General features: G+C 54.9%; 14 protein-coding genes. All 14 read left to right on the top strand.

The genetic code is table 11. From position 1 onward, the window contains the following. The first annotated feature begins 210 nt into the window (after positions 1 to 210). Positions 211 to 3732: a transcription-repair coupling factor gene (gene mfd, locus WBG83_RS18315; RefSeq protein WP_336746732.1), complete on the top strand. Its 3522-nt coding sequence runs from the start codon at positions 211 to 213 to the stop codon at positions 3730 to 3732. A gap of 284 nt (positions 3733 to 4016) precedes the next feature. Further along, positions 4017 to 4559 (top strand): stage V sporulation protein T, encoded by a 543-nt coding sequence (spoVT, locus tag WBG83_RS18310; RefSeq protein ID WP_336746731.1) that lies wholly within the window; start codon positions 4017 to 4019, stop codon positions 4557 to 4559. Positions 4560 to 4785: 226 nt separating this feature from the next. Then, on the top strand, positions 4786 to 6540 hold the full coding sequence (locus WBG83_RS18305; RefSeq protein ID WP_336746764.1) for a putative polysaccharide biosynthesis protein: 1755 nt from the start codon (positions 4786 to 4788) through the stop codon (positions 6538 to 6540). A 147-nt stretch (positions 6541 to 6687) separates the two neighbouring features. Further along, positions 6688 to 8190, top strand: a complete 1503-nt coding sequence (gene mazG, locus WBG83_RS18300) for a nucleoside triphosphate pyrophosphohydrolase (RefSeq protein WP_336746730.1) — start codon at positions 6688 to 6690, stop codon at positions 8188 to 8190. A 103-nt stretch (positions 8191 to 8293) separates the two neighbouring features. After that, positions 8294 to 8566 (top strand): HU family DNA-binding protein, encoded by a 273-nt coding sequence (locus WBG83_RS18295; protein ID WP_336746729.1) that lies wholly within the window; start codon positions 8294 to 8296, stop codon positions 8564 to 8566. Next, complete coding sequence (locus tag WBG83_RS18290) at positions 8566 to 8835, top strand: RNA-binding S4 domain-containing protein (RefSeq protein ID WP_336746728.1); 270 nt, start codon at positions 8566 to 8568, stop codon at positions 8833 to 8835. The genes WBG83_RS18295 and WBG83_RS18290 overlap by 1 nt, the downstream gene beginning before the upstream one ends. A gap of 196 nt (positions 8836 to 9031) precedes the next feature. Further along, entirely contained in the window at positions 9032 to 9313 is a 282-nt protein-coding gene (gene yabP / locus WBG83_RS18285) for a sporulation protein YabP (RefSeq protein WP_336746727.1), read from the top strand. Further along, positions 9310 to 9822, top strand: a complete 513-nt coding sequence (yabQ, locus tag WBG83_RS18280; RefSeq protein WP_336746726.1) for a spore cortex biosynthesis protein YabQ — start codon at positions 9310 to 9312, stop codon at positions 9820 to 9822. The genes yabP and yabQ overlap by 4 nt, the downstream gene beginning before the upstream one ends. 20 nt (positions 9823 to 9842) lie before the next feature. After that, entirely contained in the window at positions 9843 to 10136 is a 294-nt protein-coding gene (locus tag WBG83_RS18275) for an FtsB family cell division protein (protein WP_336746725.1), read from the top strand. Between the two features lie 121 nt (positions 10137 to 10257). Then, a complete protein-coding gene (locus WBG83_RS18270) occupies positions 10258 to 10740 on the top strand; it encodes a S1 domain-containing RNA-binding protein (protein WP_336746724.1) in 483 nt (160 codons plus the stop codon). A 249-nt stretch (positions 10741 to 10989) separates the two neighbouring features. Beyond that, the gene (gene spoIIE / locus WBG83_RS18265; RefSeq protein WP_336746763.1) at positions 10990 to 13437 is read left to right on the top strand and encodes a stage II sporulation protein E; all 2448 of its coding nucleotides are present in this window, start codon (positions 10990 to 10992) and stop codon (positions 13435 to 13437) included. A gap of 180 nt (positions 13438 to 13617) precedes the next feature. Beyond that, a complete protein-coding gene (locus tag WBG83_RS18260) occupies positions 13618 to 14310 on the top strand; it encodes a Crp/Fnr family transcriptional regulator (RefSeq protein ID WP_336746723.1) in 693 nt (230 codons plus the stop codon). A gap of 202 nt (positions 14311 to 14512) precedes the next feature. Further along, entirely contained in the window at positions 14513 to 15283 is a 771-nt protein-coding gene (locus WBG83_RS18255; protein WP_336746722.1) for a hypothetical protein, read from the top strand. Beyond that, positions 15267 to 16202, top strand: coding sequence for a protein kinase domain-containing protein (locus WBG83_RS18250; RefSeq protein WP_336746721.1), 936 nt, complete (start codon positions 15267 to 15269; stop codon positions 16200 to 16202). Before WBG83_RS18255 ends, WBG83_RS18250 begins: the two co-directional genes overlap by 17 nt. Positions 16203 to 16220 lie beyond the last annotated feature (18 nt).

The raw sequence follows: 16220 nt of genomic DNA, 5'->3' as shown, positions 1-16220 counted from the left end.
TTCCAAAAAAGGGGCGGTCCGAAAACGGCTTGTTTTCTTGATTGTTCCCCGGTGGGGCGCTATAATTACGGATATAAATTCCAGAGCGCGTGCGGAGGATGATCCGGCTTGAAGAAGCCGGAGCTGCCGCCGTGCTGACGGGAGCGAACCTGGACCTTGGCGGAAATACGCTTTGGTCTACTTGGTGTTCGGTAGGAGGACATTTGTCAGATGGAGCGACTAATACGTGCTTTTTCGCAGGATCATGATTTTCAAGCAGTGGTAAGCGGGGTCCGTGCCGGTATGCGGGAACAGCTCGTATGCGGGCTGACCGGATCGTCCAAGCCGGTGATGGTTTCCGCGTTAACCAAGGAGCTGGATCGGCCGCTGCTGGTTGTAACCCACAATATGTTCGCTGCGCAAAAGCTGACTGAAGACCTGGAGGAATGCTTGCCCCCGGGAAATGTATTGCTATATCCCGCCAATGAGCTGATGGTGGCGGAATCGGCTGTAGCCAGCCCGGAAATGCTGGCGCAGCGTATTGATGCCCTGTCCAGGCTGGCAAGGGGATTCCGCGGGATCGTGGTCGCCCCGTACGCCGGTCTGCGCAGGCTTCTGCCTCCAAGCGCGGTATTCCGCCAGGCCGAAGTGACCGTACAGGTTGGCGATACACTGGAGCCGGAGGCATTTTTGCGGAGACTGGTGGAGCTGGGCTATGAGCGTGTCGAGCGCGTAGAGCGCAAAGGCGAGATGAGCGTCAGGGGAGGCATTATTGATGTTTATCCGCTGACGGCCGAGGCAGGCTACCGTATTGAGCTGTTTGATGTCGAGGTTGATTCGATCCGGACCTTTGATCCCGGCGATCAGCGTTCGATTGATAAGCTGGAGCGGGTGTCGCTTGCGCCGTGTAAGGAGCTTTTGGCCGACAGTAAGCGCTTCCAAAATGCGGCTAATCACGCCTTTGAGCTGCTGGAGGAGCAGCTTGGCAAAATGACGGACCGCAAGGCAAAGCAGAAGCTGCAGGAGCATATCGGACACGATATCGAGCGTCTGCGGCAAGAGCACTATTTTAACGACATGTATGCCTATGTCTCGCTGTTGTACCCGGAGCGTCAAACCTTGCTGGATTATGTGGCGCAGGATACGCTGCTGCTGCTGGATGAGCCGCCGCGCCTGATCGAAACGGCCAAGCAGCTCGAGCGGGATGAGGCGGAGTGGGTTACGGGACAGCTGGCCGATGGCAAGATGCTGCCCGCTTGTGTGCTGGCGAAGAAATATGAGACCCTGCTGCACCGAACGCCGTTCCCGGTTCTATATTTGTCCTTGTTCCTTCGCCAGGTTCCCCAGACGCAGCCGCAAAATATCGTGAACTTCCTGTGCCGGGCGGTGCAAAATTTCCATGGGCAGATGAATGTGCTGAAATCCGAAATGGAGCGCTGGAAAAAAGCCGGCGTCCAGGTGATGCTGCTTGGCAGCGGGGAAGAGCGGGTTGATCGTATCCGCCGGGTGCTGAACGACTATGATATCAGCGAGCCCCTCATCATTGACGGTAATCTGCAAAGCGGCTTCGAGCTGAATTCGGTTCATCTGGTGGTTATTACGGAAGGCGAGATGTTCACGCAGAAGCAGCGCAAAGCACGCAAGGTGGACAAAAAAATCGACAATGCGGAGCGGATTAAAAGCTATTCGGAGCTGAAAATCGGCGACTATGTAGTACATGTCAATCACGGTATTGGGAAATATGTCGGTATCGGCACGCTGGAGATCGGCGGTATTCATAAGGATTATTTGCATATTTTGTATGCCGGCGGCGACAAGCTGTCCGTTCCGATCGAGCAAATTGATTTGATTCAAAAATATATCGGCTCCGAGGAAAAGGAACCGAAGGTATACAAGCTGGGCGGCACGGAATGGAACCGGGTGAAGAGCAAGGTGCGCACCTCGGTGCAGGATATCGCCGATGACTTGATTAAGCTCTATGCTGAGCGGCAGTCCGCTACCGGCTTTGGGTTCGGGAAGGATACGCCGTATCAGCAGGAATTCGAAGGCATGTTCCCGTATGACGAGACCGTCGATCAGCTGCGGGCAATTGAGGAAATCAAGAAGGACATGGAGAAGCCTCGCCCGATGGATCGGCTGCTCTGCGGCGATGTAGGCTACGGCAAGACGGAGGTGGCGATACGCGCGGCCTTCAAGGCGGCTATTGACGGCAAGCAGGTAGCGGTGCTGGTGCCGACGACGATTTTGGCCCAGCAGCATTATGAGACATTCCGGGAGCGCTTCTCCGGCTATCCGTTTAATATTCAGGTCATCAGCCGGTTCCGCTCGAAGAAGGAGCAGAACGACACGATCAAGGGAGTGAAGGCCGGAACGGTGGATGTCATTATCGGCACGCACCGTCTGCTGTCGTCGGACCTGCAGTTTAAGGACCTGGGACTGCTTATCGTGGATGAAGAGCAGCGGTTCGGCGTGTCGCACAAGGAGAAGCTGAAGCGCCTCAAAACAAATGTGGATGTCCTGACACTGACGGCAACGCCAATTCCGCGCACGCTGCACATGTCGATGCTCGGGGTGCGTGATTTGTCCGTTATCGAGACGCCGCCGGAGAATCGGTTCCCCGTGCAGACCTATGTGGTGGAGCACTCCAACAGCCTGATCCGCGAGGCGGTAGAGCGGGAGCTTTCCCGCGGCGGTCAGGTTTATTACCTGTATAACCGGGTGCAAGGCATTCAGCAAATGGCGGATCAAATCTCGATGCTCGTCCCGGATGCCAAGGTAACCGTAGGACACGGCCAGATGGGGGAGCAGGAGCTGGAGCGGACGATTCTGGACTTCCTGGACGGGGAGTACGATGTGCTGGTCAGCACCAGTATCATCGAGACCGGTGTCGATATCCCGAATGTAAACACCTTGATTGTACACGATGCAGACAAAATGGGACTGTCCCAGCTGTATCAGCTCCGGGGGCGCGTAGGCCGTTCCAACCGGATTGCGTATGCGTATTTCACTTATCAGCGGGATAAAGTGCTCAATGAGGTCGCCGAGAAGCGGCTGCAGGCGATTAAGGAATTTACCGAGCTGGGATCGGGCTTCAAAATCGCGATGCGCGATTTATCGATTCGAGGCGCCGGGAACCTGCTTGGCGCGGAACAGCACGGGTTTATCGCATCGGTGGGCTTTGACTTGTACTCCCAGATGCTCGGAGAGGAAATCGCGCGGCGCAAGGTGGAGATGGGGGAAGAGGCTCCGGTTGTGCAGAGCCTGAGCGTGCAGCTGGATATTAACATTGATGCATACTTGCCGTCGGACTACATCTATGACAGTATGCAAAAAATTGAAATTTATAAAAAAGTTTCCAATATTAAAACCTTGGAGGAAGCGTCGGACCTGCAGGAGGAAATGGAAGACCGATTCGGCACGCTGCCTCAGGCCGTCCTCAATCTACTGTCGGTGGCCCGTATGAAGGTGTACAGCGCCCAGTACAACGTGGAATCGATTACCCGGAAAAATGAAGATTGGACGATTACGCTGCATGCCAGCCAAGGGGAGTATCTGGACGGTCAGAAGCTGAGTCAGCTATCCAGCGCGGAGTTTCAAGGTCGCTTTAAGCCTGTGCAAGGCAGCCGGCCGGCGCTGATCTTCAAAGCCCGCGGGCTTCAGGCCGACGAGGCGCTGCAGATGCTCGAAGGCTTCCTGGGGTCGCTGGGCCAAGTGCTTTCAGCAGCGGAGCCGCGGCAGGAGGCAGTGCGATAGACGACGAAAGTGACAAATAACAGTAAAACGGTCTCATGGATGGTGAAAAAAGCGGTATGCTGCGGGACAGTATACCGTTTTTTTGTGCTTTTCGTGTTGGCTCAGGCGCGATCCGGTTCGAGCGGGATTCGGGCCAGATTAGCGGAAATGCCAGATGTATAAGAACATGGCAACGGTAGGATACTAACGACAGCAAGATCACACTCAATTAACTTTCATTGAACAAATACACCTGAACCATCCAGTCAGTCAAAACCTTTCAAGAAAGCGGGGCAACAAGAAGTATGAAAGCTACTGGAATAGTGCGCAGAATCGACGATTTAGGCCGTGTTGTCATACCCAAAGAAATTCGCCGCACCTTGCGGATTCGTGAGGGCGATCCGCTCGAAATATTTGTTGACCGCGACGGGGAAGTTATTTTGAAGAAGTATTCTCCAATCGGAGAGCTTGGCGATTTCGCCAAGGAATATGCGGAGTCTCTGCATGAAAGCACGAATCATATTACGATGATTTGCGATCGGGATTCCATTATTGCCGTATCCGGCGCGCCGAAAAAGGAATATCTGGAGAAGCAGATCGGCGCACAGGTGGAATCCTGCATGGAAAACCGCAGGACAACGCTTGAAACAACCGCCGGCAAATTCGATCTGCTGAAGGATACGCCAGAGGCTTATGTCTCCTATGTCATAGCGCCGATTGTAGCCGGAGGAGACCCGATTGGGGCGGTTATTCTGGTCAGCAAGGACGAAGCCGTAAAAATGGGGCAAATGGAGCTGAAGATGGCTGAGACCGCTGCGGGCTTTTTGGCGAAGCAGATGGAGCAATAGGCGCCGGTGGAGCAGACCGGCCGGACAAGACAGGCTTCCTGTCACGTGGGACGTTCGGGGCGTTCAACGTAGATGGGGAGCTTGTTTTTGTGCGTTTTTTCGGAGGCGGATTCGGGCTTGAACAGTGGCATTCCTGCGTGCCTGTGCTCCTCGTCTGGCCGAAGCCCGTAGTATTGGACCGCACGGGTAATGTATAATAGGCACGAGGTGAACCGGGTGCGTGAGTATGAAGCAGCATGATAAAGCCGCTGCCTTGGGCAGCGGGCAGGAAAGTCGATCAGGGCCGGAGCAGTTTTCAGCGGGCCCCCGTAAGGAGAGCAAGGCAGGATCCAAGCTGCTGAAAGGAGCGGCGGTTTTGGGGCTTGCGTCCATTGTGTCCAAGCTGCTGGGTACGATGCAAAAAATCCCGCTGCAAAATTTAGCGGGCGATGAAGCCTACGGTATTTATAATGCGGTTTACCCGCTGTACAACGTCATTTTGACGCTGGCAGTGGCGGGATTTCCCATTGCTGTATCCAGATTTGTGGCGGAAAAAGCCGCAGAAGGAAACTGGGGGGAAGCGCGCCGCATTCTGAGGCTCACCAGCCTGTGGCTTGCCGGGACAGGACTGCTTTGCTGCATGGGGCTGTATTTCGGCGCTGACCTGCTGGCAGGCCTGCTCGGAAACAGCCGGACGGCGTTGGCGATACGAAGTGTGTCGCTTGCGCTGCTTATTGTACCGTTGATGTCGGCTCTGCGGGGTTATTTTCAGGGGCTGGAGGATATGATCCCTACCGCAGTGTCACAGGTGTGGGAGCAGCTTGTGCGTGTCGTCACCATGCTGGGGCTGCTGTTTTTATTTTTACATATGGACGACACGGTTATCGCAGCCGGCGCGATGTTCGGCTCAGTTACCGGCGCAGCGGCCGGTCTCGGCGCTATGCTGTACTACTGGCGGCGGGAGAAGCGGCGGAGGCATTCTGACCGCTCCGTCTCCGCACGGCTGCAAGCCGGAGCGGGCGTCCAGCCGGAAAGTGTAAAAGAGCTGGCATCGCGTTTTGTACCGTATGCGTTATCGGTCTGTCTCGGCTTGATGGCCGTCCCGCTGCTGGCGCTTGTGGATTCCTTCACCATTCCCCGGCTGCTTGGAGCGGAGGGCTGGACAGAATCTGCCGCGCTGGTTGAATTCGGTGTATACAACCGGGCGCAGCCGCTAATCCAGCTCGTCAGTCTGACGGCGACCTCACTGGCCGTAGCGCTTATTCCTGCGATCGCAAACGCCAAAGCCAGCGGGCGGGCGGATTTGATCCGCCGCCACAGTGAAGCCGCTGTCCGCTTCTCGTGGCTGATTGGCCTGGCGGCGGCCGTAGGCTTAGCCGTCACGGCCGCGCCGATGAATGTGATGTTTTATCAAAATACGCTCGGCACGGATGCCATGCGCATTTTGGCGCTGACCGCATGGCTGAGCACCGTTTGCGTCGTGTCCGGCAGTGTGCTGCAGGGGCTGGGGCGTGAAAAGCTTCCCGCAGTACATCTGCTGCTGGCCGCCGCCATGAAGCTGGCGCTGAATGTGCTCCTGGTCCCGCGTTATGGGATTAACGGCGCTGCCGCCGCGGCCGTTGCGGCATATGCCGGCGCTTGCCTGCTGAACCTGATTCAACTGCGGCGGGCGGCAGGCAGCCGCTTCCCGGCCGGCGCGTATATATGGCGTCCCTTGCTGGCGGCGGCCTTGCTGGCCTGCGGCTTGGCGGGCCTTTTGTGGGCGCTCGGGGAAGCGGGTGCAGTCTGGACCCCGCCTGAGCGGCTCTACGCTATTGCAACGTCCTTGCTGGCCGTTGCGGCGGCGGTTCCGCTTTATTTTGCCGGGCTGCTAGTTTCCGGAGCATGGACAGACCGGGATTGGCGGGCGCTGCCCGGTATTGCAGGCCGTGCAGCACGCCTGCCGCGCCGGCTGAGGAGCTGGCTGCGGCTTGATGCGGCGGACAACCGCAGGAAGCAGTAGCCGGGATTGATTTTGGACAGGACTGATTTCGATTCGATGGTGACGGTTAAAATCTGATTTCGCTGCTCGGCAAGGCGCTCCATGAACAATCCGGACGAGTCGGCTTACCCGGCAGCAAATTCATTTAAACAAGGGAGGGGACCGAGCATGACTGCATCGATTACAGTCGTCGGGCTTGGCACCGGCGACGCATCCCAGCTTACACTCGGGGTCTGGAACAAAATCAGCACCGCCGGGAGCTTATATCTGCGCACGGCGGATCACCCGGTGGTTCAATATTTGCAGGAGCAGCAGGTTGCGTTTTCTACATTCGATACGCTTTATAAGCAGCATGAATCGTTTGCCGGGGTGTATGAGGCTATTGTGGAGGAGCTCATCGCAGCCGCAGGAGAATCTGGCACGGGAGACATTGTGTATGCCGTTCCCGGGCATCCGATGGTCGCGGAATATACAGCTGTACTGCTCCGTGAGCGCTGTCCGCAGCAGGGGATTCCGCTGCATTTTCTCGGCGGGGAAAGCTTTCTTGATCAGGCGTTTCTCCGGTTCGGCTTTGACCCGATTGAGGGCTTCATCCTGCTGGACGCAACGGCGCTTCAGCACGCCCATATTAACCCCCGTTTACATACGATAATCGGTCAAGTGTACGATGCCCTGACGGCCTCGGATGTGAAATTGACGCTGATGGAATGGTACCCGGAGGATGCCGAGGTTGTCGTCGGCCATGCGCTTGGCGTGGCGGGACGAGAGCATATCCAGCGGGTGCCCTTGCTTGAGCTGGACCGGATGAAGGAGTACGGCAATTTGTCCTTAATCTGGGTGCCGGCCCGTAATGACGATGCGGTATTAAACCGCAGCTTTGAGCGCTTGCGGGAAATTGTGGAACTGCTGCGCAGCCCGGACGGCTGCCCGTGGGATCGGGAGCAGACGCACCTCAGTATCCGCAAAAACTTAATCGAGGAAGCCTATGAGGTGCTGGAGACGCTGGATGACGATGATCCTGACGCTATGTGCGAGGAGCTCGGTGATCTGCTGCTTCAAATCATGCTTCATTCCCAAATGGAGGCTGAGACGGGAGCATTCCATGTCTATGATGTGGTTCGAACGCTTAACGAGAAGCTCATTCGCCGTCATCCCCATGTATTCGGGGAAACTGCGGCGCAGAACGCCGAAGAGGCGCTTCGCAGCTGGCAGGCAATCAAGGCCGAAGAGAAGCAGGCCAAAGGAATCGATACCGAAAGGCAGTCGGTGCTTGCCGGTGTGCCGAGAGACCTGCCTGCCCTCCTTAAAGCGGCTGCGTTTCAGAAGAAAGCGGCGAAGGTCGGCTTCGATTGGGACAGCCTGGATGGCGTCATCGGCAAGGTGGAGGAGGAGCTTCTGGAGCTGAAGGAGGCGGTGCGTGAAGCAGCCGGAAGCAGGGACGAGAAGGCGCGCGAGCACAGCGCGGAAGAGCTGGGGGATTTACTTTTTTCCGTTGTCAATATTGCTCGATTTTTGGAGATTGACCCCGAATTGGCGCTGACGCAATGTAACAATAAATTCCAAAAAAGGTTTTTGTATATCGAGGAAAAGCTGCGTTTAAATGGAAAAAGTTTTGAGCAAACTGATATTCAAGAGATGGAGAAATGGTGGCAGGAAGCGAAAAACTTTTAAAAAATACGACCGAAGTAGAAGGATTTTCCTGACTAACAAAGAATAATACTGTGGTGCTAGTCTATTTTTCATTGGACATTCATATAGGAGGAGAAAAAATAACATGAACAAAACGGATCTAATCAACAATATTGCTCAAAAGAGCGGCCTGTCCAAAAAAGATGTCGAATCTGTGCTGAACGGCTTCCTTGGTGAAGTTACCGATGCGCTCGCTGGCGGCGACAAAGTTCAACTGATCGGCTTCGGAACCTTCGAAACCCGCAAACGTTCCGGCCGCACGGGCCGCAACCCGCAAACCGGCAAAGAAATTGAAATTCCGGAGTCCAAGGTTCCGGCATTCAAAGCGGGCAACAAGCTTAAAGAAGCTGTGAAATAATGCGGCTCGATAAGTTTCTGAAGGTTTCCCGCCTCATTAAGCGGAGAACTGTAGCTAAGGATGTGTCCGATCAGGGGCGCATTTGGATTAACGGCCGGGAAGCCAAAGCCAGCAGCACTGTCAAGGTCGGCGATGAGCTGGTGGTACGCTTCGGCCAGAAAAGTCTTACCGTCCGGGTAGAGCGTATCAGCGATACGACCCGTAAGGAAGAGGCGGCCCAAATGTATACCGTGCTGAGCGAACAATTTCATAAGGCTGATGAACAATAAAGCCAGTATACGGGCGGTTTCCGGGTTGACGGAGACCGCTTTTTTGATGTCTTCTCGCGTGTCGGCGACGCTGTGCCGTTCCCATTTACCGACCCGGCTGCAGACCTCACGGTTTTGACGCAGGTTTATGCGGATCCGCTTGTTCTATTTTCCCGCCCTAGTCCATATCGTAGTACAAGAAGGAGGGGTACAGGCTATGGTGGAACAGGGCAAAGCGAAACGGCAGGAGGTTCATCTGGTGAACCGCAAGCTGCTCGAAATATCCGGGGTCCGCAAGGTAGAGAGCTTCGACAGCGATCATTTTTTGCTGGATACGGAGTGCGGCTTGCTGGAGGTGAAGGGACAGAACCTGCATATCAAAAATTTGAGCCTGGAGCAGGGGCTTGTGGCTATTGAGGGTGTCGTCCGATTGGTGGCCTACGTAGAAGCGGGCGGGCAGGAAAAAGGCAAGGGTCTGCTCGGGAAGCTGTTCAAGTGAGCTTAAATGAGCAGTTCTTAACCATGTACATGATGTTCGGCTGCGGCATGGGCATGGGGCTGGCCTTCGACCTTTATCGTGTGCTGGCCGCCCGGTTCAAGCTGTCCCGTCTGCCGCTAGCCCTGCTTGACATCGTATACTGGATTGCCGCCACAGCGCTGGTGTTTCAAATGCTCCTGTACAGCAACCACGGGCAGGTGCGCCTGGTGGTGTTTATTGGCATCCTGCTTGGAGCGGGCATGTATTTCGTATTGTTTAGCCGCGCTGCGGTTTGGACGATAAATCGGCTGCTGCGAATAGCGGCCGCGCTGATCCGTTTTATTATCAAGCTGCTGCGGATCGTATTGCTTGGTCCTCTGATGGCGCTTTGGCGCATAGCTATAGCCATTTTCCGAATTTTCCGGGCGATCTCTATTTTCCTGTTCAAAATTGTGTTACAATTGCTTTATCCATTCTGGAGCTTGCTGAAATGGCTGTATCGGAGCATGCTCGGACGGTTCAAGAAATGACGTGGGAGGAATTTTTCCGCATGCAAGCTCAGAAAAATACGGGTTCTCAACGGCGCATCCGCATGGTGCTGCTCATCGTGGCCGGTGTATTGGTTTGGGCAGGCTGCACGTTTTGGAATCAGATGGGACGGCTGCAAGCCAAATCTGACCAAATTGACGAGCTGCAGGGAAAGCTGGACGACATGAAGCAGCAGAATGACCAGTACAAGCTGGAAGTGGCTCGTTTGGAAGACCCCGAATTTATTGAACAAAAGCTGCGTAAGGAATACAATTATACACGTGCAGGGGAGACCATGTTCAACACCCTGCGCTAGCCTGAAGCAAATGTTGCGCGCAGCCGGATGATAGACCATTGATCTCGTAAACAGCATCATGTATAATCTGCATAGCCAATAGTTTCGTTGGTACATTTTTAAGGGAGGATTCGTTTACTCTATGGCAATTGAAGTGGGCACCAAGTTAGAAGGCAAGGTGACGGGAATCACCCATTTTGGAGCGTTTGTGGAGCTTTCCGAAGGTGTCACTGGTCTCGTTCATATTTCAGAGATTGCCGATAACTACGTCAAAGACGTGAATGACCATTTGAAGCTCGGGGACAAAGTTTTAGTGAAGGTCATCAATGTCGATAAGGACGGAAAGATCGGTCTTTCCATCAAGCAAACGGTGGATAAACCGGTAGAGGAACGGCCTTCCCGGCAAGAACGGCCGAATCGCGGCGATTTCCCGCGCGGCGGTGGTGGAGACCGCGGCGACCGCGGTGGGCGCGGAGGCAAGCCCCCAATGGGTAGACCTCCAATGAATAGACTTTCCTTCGAAGACAAAATGTCACGTTTTCTGAAGGACAGTGAAGAGCGTATTTCGTCATTACGGAAGAATACTGAAGGAAAACGCGGCGGCCGTGGCGCGCGTCGCGACTAATCATACATCCTAGACTCACATTTCCGCATCCGGACTATGACCGGGTGCGGTTTTTTGCATTTTTTCGGGAAAATGCCCGTACGGCCGTTGGCTGTTTTCGTCGGAAAAAACTTTGAATCTACTACGCCATTGCGACAAACTTTATACTAGAGCCCCGGTATAATAGGGAACACCAAATTGTCATAGGTGGTGTAGCTCTCAATGATGAAATTGCGTCTGGGTAAGTTCAATCCGATACTGCACAAAGAAATGCGGAAGGGAAACCAAACCGGAGATACGTCTGAGGGACTGCCGAATATCAGGCAGGCACTTGTCCTGGGACAAGGCCCCGTGCTGCTCGTGGCGATGAGCTTTTTGCTGGGACGGGCCATGATTCTGGAGCAGCTTGCGCCGTTCGCAATCGCTTTTTTTGCCGTCGTGTATTTCATTCGGCCTGATGTTTTGCGCTGGGTCGGCGCGGCGCTTCTCGCAGGAAGCTTGTTTGCAGCCGAGATCCGGACCGTGGAGCTGGCGGCGGAGCTGCTTGTGTTCCTGCTGCTGCAAAAGGGACTCGAACGATTCGAACGGGCCGAGGTCTCGTATGCGCCATTCCTGGTTTTCGTCTCCGCATTCATGGTTCAGTTGTTTTCCAGCATTACGGCCGCCGAGCTGAACTGGTATGCGCTGACGATGACCGGAGTGGATGCGCTGCTCAGCTTTATTCTGACGCTCATTTTCGTGCAAGCGCTGTCGGTGTTTACACCCGGACGTAAAAATTATCATTTGAAAAATGAAGAAATCATTTGTCTAGTGATATTACTTGCCTCCGTCATGACGGGAACGGTCGGCTGGGTCATTTACGGGGTTTCCGTAGAGCATTTCTTGTCGAGGTATTTGATTCTAATCTTTGCTCTGGCTGGAGGCGCCCCGCTCGGAGCGTCAGTCGGAGTAATCGCCGGTCTGATACTCAGCCTGGCCAATCTGAATGCGATTGTCCAAATGAGCCTGCTGGCCTTCTCCGGCTTGCTGGCCGGCCTGCTGAAGGACGGAGGGAAATGGGCCGTGGCTGTGGGGATGCTGCTGGGAGTGTCCATCCTGTCCGTCTACTTGGATGAGGCGGGGCAAATCTTGTACTCGCTCGGGGAATCGCTGGGCGCAGTGGTGCTGTTTATGCTGACGCCGAAGCGGTGGCTGACCCAGGTGAGCAAGTACGTGCCGGGCACACAAGAAAATATGAAGTCGCAGTACGATTATGCGAAGCGCGTGCGGGACGTGACGGCTCAGCGTGTGGCCCAGTTCTCGGAGGTGTTCCGTCAATTGTCACGCAGCTTCAAGCAGCTGACGGGCCAGGAAGAGAGCGGGGAGCCCGGACAAGGACGGGAGGCCGATCATTTTATGAATGCGGTCACGGACAAAACATGCGGTTCCTGCGGAAAGCAGCGACAATGCTGGGAATTTCAGTTTAAGTCGACCTACCAGTACATGACGGATATGATGACCGTCGTCGAAGCGAACCCGGCTGTTCAGGCCAAGGACATTCCGATGTCCTGGCGGAAGCAGTGCAACAAAACCGAAACCGTGCTGGAAACGATGAAGCGGCAGTATGAGCTGTATCAAAATAATTTGCACTGGAAGCGCCAAATTCAAGACAGCCGCCAGCTCGTGGCCGAGCAGCTGACAGGCGTATCTCAGGTGATGGAGGATTTGGCGAAGGAAATCCGGCGGGAAGGGCAGGAGCTGTTTGTGCAGGAGGAGCAAATCCGAAGCGCGCTGGAGTCGCTGGGCTTGTCGATTCAAAGCATCGATATTATTTGCTTGGAGGAGGGGAACGTCGAAATCGAGATTGTGCACCGCTACACCCGGGGCTACGACGAATGCCGCAAAATAATCGCTCCGCTGTTGTCCGACATTTTAGGGGAGAACATTGCGGTTAAGAAGGAGCAATCGGCTCCGAACGGGGAGGGGGCCAGTACGGTGATGCTGGCTTCAGCCAAGGAGTACGAGGTCGAGACCGGTGTAGCCTATGCGGCGAAGGGCGGAGAACTGCTGTCCGGCGACAGCTTCAGCACTGCGGAGCTTGGGAACGGCAAGTTCGCGGTTGCGCTGAGCGACGGCATGGGCAACGGCGAACGGGCTCGCGCCGAGTCCAGCGCGGCCCTGTCCATTCTGCAGCAGCTCCTGCGCTCCGGCATGGACGAGCGTCTGGCGGTCAAAAGCGTAAATTCAGTGCTGCTTCTGCGTTCCTCCGATGAGATGTATGCTACGGTTGATGTGGCCTTAATCGATTTGTACCATGCCAAAACGACCTTTCTCAAAATTGGGTCGACGCCAAGCTTCATTAAACGCGGTCAGGAGGTTATTCCGGTTTCATCGAGCAATTTGCCGGTCGGCATTTTGCAGGACATCGATATTGATTTGGTCCGGCTTCAATTGCTGCCGGGGGACATGCTTATTATGATGACGGACGGTATATATGACGCGCCGGGCCATGCGGTGAACAAGGATTTGTGGATGAGGCGCATGATTCAGGAAATTGAAGTTCAGGATTCCCAGGAATTTGCCGATTGCCTGCTGGAGCGGATCGTCCGCCATCATCAAGGCGATATTGTCGATGACATGACGGTCGTGGTGGCGCGAATTGAGAAGTACAAGCCGGAATGGGCGACCTTCCGCTGGCCGGGGACCACCCGGATTGAGCGGCCCCGGACAGTCAGTTAACCACGAGGCGGTCAAGACTCGACGGGCGCCCTCTTTTACGCGGAAGCAGCCCTTTGTTTATGAACCTGCCATATCAGGGGAATACGTCTGCAAAAAATGTTGCGCAGAAAGGAGGATTTTTGTTGAAACGTATGGAATTGTTACCTCACTGGATTTATCCTTCATTTGGAAGAGGAGAATATGGTGCATTCCATCGTAAACTTGCTGCAAAAGGTTCCATTGTTTCAGGATTTCTCTGAACTGGAGCTGGAGAATATGGCCCCGTTATTCGCCGTGCGTTCTTATAAGAAAGGAACTGTGTTGTTTTTTGAAGGCGATTTGGGGGAAGAGCTGTTTCTTGTCCATACCGGAGTCGTCAAAATTTCCCGTCTCGAGAATTCCAAGGAAGTCACACTGGCGCTTTTTCGCAGCGGTGACTTTTTCGGAGATATGGCTATTATCCGAAAGGGCCTCACCCGGTCGGCTACGGCGGAAACGATGGAGGATGCGACACTGTATCAGCTCAGTCGGACAGATTTTTTCAAATTTCTGGAGGTCAGTCCCAGCTTGTGCCTGAAGCTGCTGGAGGTCACCATGGATCGGCTGCGCCGGGCCAATGAGGTGATTCATGATATCACGCTTCTGGACGTCCGTTCGCGGATTATGAAAACGATACTGCGCTTGGCCGTCGAGTACGGCACGGAGAATGAAGAGGGGATACTCATCAATGTGAAGCTCACCCATCAGCAAATCGCCAATATCGTGGGAACGGTTCGCGAATCGGTCACGAAGGTGCTTCAAGAGCTGCAGGATGATAATGTCATCGTGATTCGAAAAAAAATGATTTTGGTCCAGGATCAAGAAGCGCTGCAGCAAAAAATATGTTATCTATAAACCGGGCTGCCTATGCTGCGTATGACTGGGCCAGTCCGGTTTTATTTGGCATTACCATCAGGGTCAGCCGGATTCTGGCGTTTTACTCTCAGCTTCGGTATAGTAAGAATCGAGAATTACATCGTCTGTGAGGTTGAATGATCCATTATTTGGGGATACTAGTGCTATCCAGTTTCGTATCGGGAAAACGGGAGGCGCTAGCATGAAACAAATTTTGTTAATCACAGATGGCTGTTCCAATGTGGGAATCAGTCCGGAAATGGCGGCGGCACATGCACGGGGGCAGGGGATTACTGTCAATGTCATCGGGGTTGTCGACGGCGGGCTTATCGGAGAACATGGCGCAGAGGAAATTGCCGAGACAGCGCAGGCGGGGGGCGGCATGAGTAAAATTGTTGCCCCAAGCATGCTGTCGCAGACGGTACAGATGCTTACCCGTAAAACGGTGATATCTACGCTGCAGCAAGTGGTGAATCAGGAGCTTCGGCATATTCTGGGGCCTGAACAGGGAGAATTGACGGAGCTGTCACCCGAACGCCGCGGCGAAGTGGTGCATCTGGTGGAGGAGCTGAGTGAATCGGCCTCACTGCAAATCGCCCTGCTTGTGGATACAAGCGCCAGCATGAAGCCGAAGCTTGGGGCTGTAGAAGAGGCGATTCGGGATTTGATGCTCAGCCTGCAGGCGCGTCAAGGGATAAGCGAGGTCGCTGTGTTCCATTTCCCTGGCCCTGCCGGGCAGGACGATGCGGCTTGTCAGCTCACGTCATGGTCCAGGGATGTTTCGGCGCTTCCCCGTTTGTTCGGAAGGCTTAAGATGAAAGGAAATACACCGACAGGGCCGGCACTGCTTCATGTAGTCGAAGCGATTGCCTCGGCGGGCGGAACCGCGAAGCAACTGCGGGAGCCGGTCCGGACGGCCCGGGTCATTCAAAGCCCGCGGAAGGAAGGGATGTTCGGTGAGTACCTCGTTTGACCGGTGGCCCGGCGCGGGCAGCAGCATCCGCGGGCGCTGGAACCACTATGAATACCGGGTGGCCCGTCTGCTCGGACAAGGTGCAAACGGAAAAGTATATTTGGCTTATAAGGGCTACATCCCCTATGCTCTCAAAATCGGCTATGACGGGATGGATTTGCAAATGGAAGTCAACGGACTGCGTACGCTGATGTCGGCCGGCTGTATCGATTCGAATTATTTAATCGACGTGGACGATTGGCAGGAGGGCGGGCAGTCCGTTCCTTTTTATGTGATGAAGTATGTCAAGGGCGTGCCGGCGCTTTCGTTCATATCGAAATACGGCAAAGACCGCATCGGAGTAGTGGGCGGGCACCTGCTAAATAAGCTGTGCGCGCTTCATAAGGGCGGTTGGGTATTCGGGGATTTGAAGGTCGATAATGTGCTCGTTTCCGGTGAAGGTGAGGTAGAGCTCATCGATTATGGCGGTGTGACCCAAATGGGGAGAGCGGTCAGACAATTTACGGAGCTGTATGACCGGGGCTTTTGGGGGGCGGGTTCGCGAACAGCCGATGCGGGCTACGATTTATTCGCATTTGCCTTGTGCTGTCTGCATCTGACCGATGAGGATAACCGGATTTGCTCCTCGGGCAAGCTGATTCCCCAGCACCGGGAGGCGGACTATTTGCTGGATGCGATCCGGGCCAGCCGGTACTGCCGTAAATTCGCGCCGGTGCTCATCAAGGCTGTGCGCGGGGAGTATGGGTCTTCGGCCCAGGCTTTAACCGAGTGGCGGGCGCTGCAGTATCAGCAAAGCGCCCTGAGGCGATCAAGGCGTGCCGGCGGCCGTAAGGCAACGCCGGTAGGCGGGTGGCTGACCGCCGCTTTTATGGGGGCGCTCGTGCTGCTTGGTACAAGCTTATATTATTTTTTGCAGTAAATTAGGCTGCTCTAGGGG

Origin of the sequence: Paenibacillus sp. y28, from assembly GCF_037137075.1 — a bacterium.
In the GTDB taxonomy this organism is placed as follows: Bacteria; Bacillota; Bacilli; order Paenibacillales; family NBRC-103111; genus JBBBNV01.
The sequence above is the reverse complement of the archived record's forward strand: the minus strand, read 5'-3'. Positions and strand labels throughout refer to the sequence as shown.